The sequence below is a fragment of the Tsukamurella spumae genome (assembly GCF_012396015.1).
Lineage (GTDB): Bacteria > Actinomycetota > Actinomycetes > Mycobacteriales > Mycobacteriaceae > Tsukamurella > Tsukamurella spumae.
Genome location: NZ_JAAXOQ010000038.1, coordinates 22,835 through 30,506 on the forward strand (window position 1 = coordinate 22,835; position 7,672 = coordinate 30,506).

At 71.1% G+C, this 7,672-nt stretch carries 7 protein-coding genes and 1 rRNA gene; 2 read left to right on the plus strand and 6 right to left on the minus strand.

Features of this window, described 5'->3' with window-relative positions; translation table 11 throughout:
- Window positions 1-21: 21 nt before the first annotated feature.
- The 3 genes from HF999_RS20055 to HF999_RS20065 all read right to left on the minus strand — a co-directional run bounded on the left by HF999_RS20055 (window position 22) and on the right by HF999_RS20065 (window position 4,676).
- Window positions 22-2,964: an AMP-binding protein gene (locus HF999_RS20055; RefSeq protein ID WP_312854219.1), complete on the minus strand. Its 2,943-nt coding sequence runs from the start codon at window positions 2,962-2,964 to the stop codon at window positions 22-24.
- Between the two features lie 75 nt (window positions 2,965-3,039).
- Window positions 3,040-3,399 (minus strand): DUF3817 domain-containing protein, encoded by a 360-nt coding sequence (locus HF999_RS20060; protein ID WP_168547578.1) that lies wholly within the window; start codon window positions 3,397-3,399, stop codon window positions 3,040-3,042.
- A gap of 50 nt (window positions 3,400-3,449) precedes the next feature.
- Window positions 3,450-4,676, minus strand: a complete 1,227-nt coding sequence (locus HF999_RS20065) for an acetyl-CoA C-acetyltransferase (protein ID WP_312854220.1) — start codon at window positions 4,674-4,676, stop codon at window positions 3,450-3,452.
- 52 nt (window positions 4,677-4,728) lie between these two features.
- Between HF999_RS20065 and mce the strand changes: the two genes are divergently transcribed.
- Both mce and HF999_RS20075 read left to right on the plus strand, forming a co-directional pair.
- Window positions 4,729-5,244, plus strand: coding sequence for a methylmalonyl-CoA epimerase (gene mce / locus HF999_RS20070; RefSeq protein ID WP_168547580.1), 516 nt, complete (start codon window positions 4,729-4,731; stop codon window positions 5,242-5,244).
- A 78-nt stretch (window positions 5,245-5,322) separates the two neighbouring features.
- On the plus strand, window positions 5,323-6,414 hold the full coding sequence (locus HF999_RS20075; RefSeq protein ID WP_168547581.1) for a coiled-coil domain-containing protein: 1,092 nt from the start codon (window positions 5,323-5,325) through the stop codon (window positions 6,412-6,414).
- Here HF999_RS20075 and HF999_RS20080 read toward each other — a convergent pair whose 3' ends face one another.
- From HF999_RS20080 to rrf, 3 genes are all read right to left on the minus strand, one after another.
- Window positions 6,415-6,708, minus strand: a complete 294-nt coding sequence (locus HF999_RS20080; protein ID WP_210733999.1) for an Rv1322 family protein — start codon at window positions 6,706-6,708, stop codon at window positions 6,415-6,417.
- Complete coding sequence (gene nucS / locus HF999_RS20085) at window positions 6,708-7,403, minus strand: endonuclease NucS (RefSeq protein ID WP_312854221.1); 696 nt, start codon at window positions 7,401-7,403, stop codon at window positions 6,708-6,710. Before nucS ends, HF999_RS20080 begins: the two co-directional genes overlap by 1 nt.
- 159 nt (window positions 7,404-7,562) lie before the next feature.
- Window positions 7,563-7,672 (minus strand): 5S ribosomal RNA (rrf, locus tag HF999_RS20090); the annotation flags it as partial.

Sequence of the window (7,672 nt, forward strand, 5' to 3'; positions counted from 1 at the left end):
CATCTTGGCACGGCCCCGGAATCAGACGTAGCGCTGCAGGTCCGGATCGAACCACCACGACCCGGGGCCGGGCGCGGGCATCCCGCGGGTCGCCAGGGCTCCGCGTCGGGGCCGGTACCAGCTGGTGAGCGGCACGTCGTCGACCACGTGCACCGCGTCCGGGAACTGGCCGTGGCGGCCGGCGAAGGTGTCGGTGATGTCGTCGGCCGTCAGGGTGGCATCGGCGCGGAGCGTGACCGCGGCGACGACGCGGGGCGGACCGTCGGGCTGCTCCCCCGGGACCTGGTACACGACGGCCTGTTCGACCTGGCCGAGCTGCTCGAGGACGTCGGAGACGGGGATCGAGTAGACCGGGCCGCGCTCGGTGACCGTGACCGTGCGGACGTCGTCGACGAGCCAGTAGTCCCCGTCCTCGTCCTGGCGGAACAGGTGGCCCGTGGAGAACCACGCGTCACCCGGCCGGAAGACGCCGCGCAGCAGCACGTCCCGGTGCGTGGTGTCCGGATCCGCGCGGCCGATGAGCACCCCCACCTCGCCCTGCCCGACCTCCTGCAGGAAGCCGTCGCCGTTCTCGACGAACCGGCCCGTGTCGAAGTAGTAGTCGACGAGCGCCACCTCGGCGCTGCCGGGCAGACTCCGGCCCTTGGCGCCGGGCTTCCCGCCGCGGACCTTGGCCAGCACGATCTCGCCCTCGGTCGAGGCGTAGAACTCGACCACCTGCGCGGCGAACGCCTCGCCCACCCGGCGGGAGAGCTCGGCCGACATGCCGGAGCCGATGAACGCCCGGATGGGGTGGTAGCGCGGCACCTCCAGGCGCGGATCGTCGAGCACCGCCCGCATGAGGTTCCAGGTGTAGCAGACCACGGTCACGCCGTACCGCTGCACCTCGACCATGAACCGGTCCGGGTCGAAGTCGCGGGTCAGTGCGATGCGCGAGCCGCCGGCGAGCGCGCCGCCGAGGCTCGTCATGAGTCCGGAGCTGTGGCTGAGCGGGGTCAGGCAGTAGACGGTGTCGCTCTGCGAGAGCCGCGTCGCCGACGCCGTGCCGAACGCCGACAGCGCCCACCGGCCGTTCGTGACCCGCTTCGCGCGGAGCCTGCCGCCGACCTCGGAGAACATCACGAACGCGAGGTCCCGCCCCAGGCCCGCGTCCGGGCGGTACCAGCGCGGGATGCGCACGTTGTCGGGGTCGACCTGCTCGAGGTCGACGAGCTCGGCGTCCAGGTCCTGCCGCGCCGCGCCGGGGCGGTCGCGGCGGTCACCACCGCCGACGACGAAGACGCGCTCCGCGACCGCCACGGCCGCCTCCGCATGCTCCGGATCGGTGATGACCGACGCCGCCTCACCCAGGCGCAGCGCCGCCGCGTAGTCGGTCCCCGGAGGGAGCAGCACCACCACGGCGCCGAGCCGCGACAGCGCCGCCATGACCACCAGCGCCGAGGGCCGGGTGTGCATCAGCACGCCCACGTGCTCGCCCTGCCGTACGCCGACCTGCAGCAGGCCGCTGACCACGCGGTCGATGCGCTCGTTGACCGCGTGCTTGGTGTGCACCCGGTCCTCGTACAGGAACAGCTCGCCGTGCGGGTCGCTCGCGGCCTGCTCCGCCAGGAGCTTGCCGAGCGAGACCTGCGTGTGCGCCTGCAGCTGGCCCAGGCGCGCGAGCTTCGGTAGGCCGCGGGTGACCTCACGGGCCACCGCCGTCGCGCCCGCGGCGGTCGCGGAGGCCGCGTCGAGCAGGTCGCGGGCCGCCACGAAGCCGACGGTCGCGATCCCGCCCACGCCCGCCACCAGTGGATTGACGCCGGCGTCGCGGTCGTCGTCGGGCTGCATCGCAGCGATGTTCTCGGGCTCGGGTCCGCGCGCCTCCTGCCAGAGGATCCACTGCGCCACCGTCGGGTAGGTGACGGCGCCCGCCGAGCTACCGACGACGAGGCCGAAGTGTCCGGCGGAGACCTGCGCCTCGTACACCGTCGCCTTCGGGGCGGCCTGCAGGATGCCGCGCACCGCGCTGGGCCGGCCGATCTGGTCCGAAAGCCCCACGAAGGCGAGCACCGGGCTGGTGATGGACGCCAGCGAGACCGCGTCACCGTCGATCGCGAAACCGCCCGTGAGCATGCGGTTGTGGACCACGAACTGCTTGAGGAGGTCGGCGACCGCGGGGCCCGAGTAGGCGACCCAGCCGTCGGCCTCGAGGAAGCGCCGCTGGTCCTCGCGCGGCAGCAGGGCCGAGCGGTCATGCAGCTGCCGCACGAAGTCGATCCGTGAGCGGACCGCCTTGACGGGGTTGAGCATCTCGAAACCGCGCTGGACCATCCAGCTCGGCAGGTAGAAGCGGTTGAAGACGTGGTCGGCGACGAACTCGGCGCCCTTGTTCACCAGCGCGGGCGGGGCGCCCAGCGGCAGCCCGGCCGAGATGTCGACGGGGCTGCCGAAGGTGACCAGGCTGGCGATCGACCGCGACTGCCGGTACGCCGCGACCTGGTAGCAGAACATGCCGCCCTGCGAGTAGCCGCCGATGTGCACATCGCGGCCGCGGAAGGCCGCGACCTGGTCGATCGCGCGGGAGATCGCGACGACGTGGTCGGCGAGGTTGCGCTCGAGCCCGCCCTCCTCGCGGTCCGGCGAGCCGAAGTCGATGACCCACGGATCGACGCCGGCGCGGTGCAGGACCGATACCGCGCCGTTGTGCTCGGTGACGTCGAAGACATTGGCGTCGACCATCATCGGCGGGACCAACAGGATCACCGGGCGGTCGTCCGCCGACGGTGCCGGGGCACGATCCGCGAAGTAGCGCCGCAGCCGGTACATCGGCGAGCGCTCCAGCACCGAGTACTGGGAGGGTTTCTGCCCCGTCTCCAGACCGCCCTGGGTGAGCACCTCGAACCCGTTGCGTGCGGTGGCCGCCAGGCGGTTCACCGACGCCTCGAGGGCCCTGCCTCCGGGAAGTCCGCCCAGGATGTCCACGTTGTCCCCGTCCTCCGGTCGACTGACGTCTCGGTCAGCGAATCAACGTACCCGCAGCGCCGGAGCCGCGGTGACCTAACGGCCGATCGCGTCGGTGCGCTCCGCCGCCGGCGCCGCGGCGACCGGGGCGTCGAGCTTGCCGGCGCGCTGCGCCCACAGCTCGAAGACCACCGAGCAGAACGGAAGCACAGTGGCCACCAGGCCGAGCAGCAGGGTCTTGACGTCCCACGCGCGGGCCCGCGCCACCGCGAGGGTCAGCACGACCAGCACGATGAAGACGATGCCGTGGGTCATGCCGGGCTTGGCCACGGCCTCCTCGTTCCCTCCGACCCACTTGCCGTACATGCCGATGAGCAGCCAGACCCAGGTGAGGGCCTCGAGGAAGGCGACGACCTTGAAGGCCGCGACGATCTTGGACGCGATGGACTCGTTCATGGGTTCCTTACTGCGCGAGGACTACTGCGCGAATGGTTCTGCGCGAGCGACTATTGCGCGGGGACGGTGATGATCAGCGCGTCGCCCTGGCCGCCGGCGCCGCACAGCGCGGCCGCCCCGGTGCCGCCGCCGCGACGTGCCAGCTCGAGGGCGAGGTGCAGGACGATGCGGGCACCCGAGGCGCCCAGGGGGTGGCCGATGGCGATGGCGCCACCGTCGACGTTGACCTTCTCGGCGTCGACACCGAGGTCCGCGGTGGACGCGAGGCCGACGGCGGCGAAGGCCTCGTTGATCTCGAGCAGGTCGAGGTCCGCGGGGGTGATGCCCTGCTTGTCGCAGGCCTTCTTGATGGCGTTCGAGGGCTGGTGCTGCAGCGACGAGTCCGGGCCGGCGACGACGCCGTGCGCGCCGATCTCGGCGAGGTAGGGCAGGCCCAGCTGCTGCGCCCTGCTGCGCCGCATCACGACGACGGCGACCGCCCCGTCGGTGAGCTGCGAGGCATTGCCGGCGGTGATGGTGCCGTCCTTGGCGAAGGCCGGACGCAGCTTGGCGAGCGACTCGGCGGTGGTGTCGCCGCGCACGCCCTCGTCCTCGCTCACGCGGATCGGCTCGCCCCGGCGCTGCGGGATCTCGACCGGGACGACCTCATCGGCGAACTTGCCCGCGGCCCAGGCCTCGGCCGCCTTGCGGTGCGAATCCGCGGCGAACGCGTCCTGCTCCTCGCGGGAGTAGGTGACGGTCTCGGTGGTGTTGAGCTGCTCGGTGAGCCCACCCATCGGCTGGTCGGTGAAGACATCGTGCAGGCCGTCGTAGGCGGTGTGGTCGAGCATCTCGATGCTGCCGTACTTGTGGCCCTCGCGGCTGCCGGTCAGGATGTGCGGCGCCTGCGTCATCGACTCCTGTCCGCCGGCGACGACGACCTCGTACTCGCCGGCGCGGATCAGCTGGTCCGCGAGCGCGATGGCGTTGATGCCCGACAGGCACATCTTGTTGATCGTCAGCGTGGGCACGTCCCACGGGACGCCGCCCGCGACCGCGGCCTGGCGCGCCGGCATCTGCCCCGCGCCCGCGGTCAGCACCTGGCCCATGATCACGTAGTCGATGGTCTCCGGATCCACACCGCTCTTGTCGAGGGCACCGCGGATCGCGACGGCTCCCAGATCCGTGCCGGACTGCGACTTGAGCGCGCCGAGCAGCTTGCCGAAGGGCGTCCGAGCGCCGGCGACGATGACCGTCGGGTCGTTGCTGGGATCCTGATGAGATGCGGACGGAGCCACTTCGTTCCTCCTCGTGGGCATGGGTCTTCCGCCTCAAAGCTACATTCGAGGCATGACAGAGAGCCAATCGCCCGGATCCGATCACACCACCCACGGCGAGCACCCCGCCGCCCACCCGATCCCCGCCGAATACGTCCTCGGCATCGACCACGTCGGCGTCGCCGTGTCCGATTTCGATGCGGCGCTCGAGTGGTACTCCCGCGTGCTCGGCATGGTGTGCACCCACGAGGAGATCAACGAGGCCCAGGGCGTCCGCGAGGGCATGCTCTCCCCCGCCTCGCTGCTCGCGGCGAACGGCGCACCGTCGAGCGCGGCCCAACTGCAGGTGCTCGCTCCCCTGACCCCCGAATCGACCATCGCCAAGTTCCTCGACCGCAGCGGCCCCGGCCTGCAGCAGCTCGCGTACCGCGTCTCGGACCTCGCGGCGGTGACGGCGCACCTGCAGGAGCAGGGCGTGCGCCTGCTCTACGACGCGCCCCGCAACGGCACCGCCGGCTCGCGGATCAACTTCCTGCACCCGAAGGACGCCGGCGGAATCCTCGTCGAACTCGTCGAGCCCGCCTCCTGACGGCGCGCCGATATCGTGAATCGGACCTTTTGCGGCTGCTGACGCCGCGTTCGAGGGCCGCCCACGTACCATCAGAGCATGGCGAATTCGGACAACATCTCGGGCGGCCCGGCGCCCGCACCGTTCGCGGTGGTCCTGCGTGGGTACGACCGGGACCAGGTCAGCGAGCAGTTCCACCGCTACCAGGCTGAACTGCGGGTTCTCGCTGCCGATCGCGATGCCGCGTCGGCGCACGCCCGCGAGCTCACCGACCTGCTCGACGAGGCGCAGGACGAGATCGACAACCTGCGCCGCGAGGTCGACCGGCTCAGCGTTCCGCCGACGAGCGCCGAGGGCATGAGCGACCGGATCGCCCGCATGATGCGCCTCGCGTCCGACGAGGCCTCCGAGATCCGCGCGGCGGCGCAGAACGAGTCCGCCGAGGTGCGCTCGCTGGCCCGCCAGGAGGCGGAGACCACCCGCCGGGAGGCGGACCGGATCCGCTCCGACATGACCTCGCGCCGGGAGGCCATGGAGCAGGAGCACGAGTCCACCATGGCCCGTGCCCGCGAGGAGGCGGAGCGGATCAAGGCCGAGGCGAAGGCCGAGGCCGACAAGCTCTCGCGGTCGGCGGCGGAGAACCGCGAGCGCGTCCAGGACGACTTCGACATGGCGATGTCGATGCGCCGCGACAAGGCGATCAGCACGATCACCGAGCTCGAGGAGGCGTCGAAGTCCGAGGCCAAGAACCGGATCGACGCGGCGAACGAGCGCTCGGAGCAGACGCTCAACACCGCGAACGCGACGGCGGAGCAGAAGCTCGAGGACACCAATACCCGCATCGCCACGCAGGTCGCCAATGCGCGGCGGATCACCGAGGACATGCAGGCACTGCGCGCGTCGATCCTGGACCAGCTCGAGACCGTGCGCCGTCAGCTCGCGCTGGTGCCCGAGGCGCTCGCCACGGGGGACGACGAGGCGCCGGTGATCGAGAAGCGCATCGATCCGGCCTCCTACGAGAGCGCCACGGCGCCGCGGGCCGAGCACGTGATCGACGACGAGCCCACCGCGGCGCAGCGCGCGCAGCAGGTCCTCGGCGCCGACGACTTCGCCGCCGCGGACACGGTCGCGATCTCGACCTCGCCCGCCGACGACGCCACCGTCGCGATCAACACCGTCGCCAAGCGCTGATCAGCGCGACCGCCGGCCGGCCTCGCGGCGCCAGCAACCACGGTGCCAGTGCCGGCGGTCCGACACCCCTCCGCTGTCCGCGGACGGCCACACCACGACGTGGGCCGTGCCCGCGGGAATCACCTGATCGCACCCCGGGCAGCGGTAGTCCTTCGCGGCGCCGCTCCCGGTGACGGTACGCACCTGGTACGCCTCGTCACCGAGTTCGATGCGGGAGCCGAATCCGCCCGTGCTGAGCGGACGAACGCCGTCCCGCGCCCCCGCCCGCTTCCGGGAGACGGGCCTGCGCCCCATCAGAAGAGCTTGTAGGACGTGTCCTCGGTGCCGCGCAACACGTCGTAGTCGACAGTGACGCACCGGATCCCGCGGTCCTCCGCCAGGGTCCGTGCCTGAGGTTTCACCTGCTGCGCAGCGAGGATGCCCGTGACGGGCGCGATGAGCGGATCCCGGTTGAGCAGCTCGAGGTAGCGCGTGAGCTGCTCGACGCCGTCGATCTCCGCCCGTCGTTTCACCTCCACCGCCACCGTGCCGCCGTCCGCGTCGCGGCACAGCAGATCCACGGGCCCGATGGCCGTCATGTATTCGCGGCGGATGAGCGTGTAGCCCTCGCCGAAGGTCTGGGTGTGCTCCGCCAGGAGCTCCTGGAGATGGGCTTCGACGCCGTCCTTCACCAGGCCCGGGTCCACGCCGAGGTCATGACTGCTGTCGTGTTCGATCTCCCCGATCAGGATGCGCAGCTGTTCCTCCGCCTTGTTCCGGACGATCCACAACCGGTGCCCCTCGGGCACGCCCTCCGACTCGGAGTCCGACGGTGCCGTCTCCAGCCAGCAGGGCGGGCTCATCCAGTTCAGGGGCTTGTAGGCGCGGTCATCGGCGTGGATGCTGACCGAGCCGTCCGCCTTGACGAGGATCAGCCGGCGGGCCATCGGGAGGTGGGCGGTGAGCCGGCCCACGTAGTCGACCTGGCATTCGGCAATCACGACACGCACGGGTTCCACCTTACGGTACGGGTTCGACAGTGCCCCGTTCCCGGGTGGCGTGCTCGTGGCGGCGCACTCCGAGCGGTTGCTGCGGATACGACGAAGCCCCCGGAGGCGGGAGCATTTCTGCTCACCGGCCTCCGAGGGCTCGTCCTGTATCTAATTTTAGTCCGGCGGTGTCCTACTCTCCCACACCCTCACGAGTGCAGTACCATCGGCGCTGAAGGGCTTAGCTTCCGGGTTCGGAATGGAGCCGGGCGTTTCCCCTTCGCTATGGC